Here is a 420-nt window from a genome sequence, read left to right on the forward strand (position 1 = left end):
GTAGCGGAGCAGGAAGGACATCTGATGGAAATGGAAGCCACGCAAGCACCTTAAAATCACCATCATACACTAAATCAGTAAGTTGGCAGCATTACCGTAAATTGCAGGGTATTGTTTAAATATCTATATAACCTGAATGTTAGTACTCATTCTTCTCAGTGGTTATTTGCCAATATAATTCCATTCACCATTTTTTAATTCAAACAGTTCTGGAAGAGATGACGGTTGCAGAGTCATGCGTTTGAGTGGCGCATCTTCATCACCGGGGATAACGTTATATCCCATTTTTGCATGGATCTCCGCGGTACCAGGATAGGCTTCTAGGTAATGACTCCAACTTATTGATAGTGTTTTATGTTCAGATAATGCCCGATGACTTTGTCATGCAGCTCCACCGATTTTGAGAACGACAGCGACTTC

1 protein-coding gene and 1 pseudogene are annotated in these 420 nt (G+C 41.4%); both read right to left on the reverse strand.

Features of this window, described 5'->3' with window-relative positions; all coding sequences use genetic code 11:
* Positions 1 to 162: 162 nt before the first annotated feature.
* Positions 163 to 324, reverse strand: a pseudogene (locus BFF42_RS20880) (DUF2686 family protein); the annotation flags it as partial.
* Between the two features lie 14 nt (positions 325 to 338).
* Positions 339 to 420 (reverse strand): IS1 family transposase (locus tag BFF42_RS20885; protein ID WP_000618533.1); only part of this gene is annotated, 82 nt, incomplete at its 5' end.

This window comes from Shigella sp. FC1661, assembly GCF_001712525.1.
Classification (GTDB): domain Bacteria; phylum Pseudomonadota; class Gammaproteobacteria; order Enterobacterales; family Enterobacteriaceae; genus Escherichia; species Escherichia coli.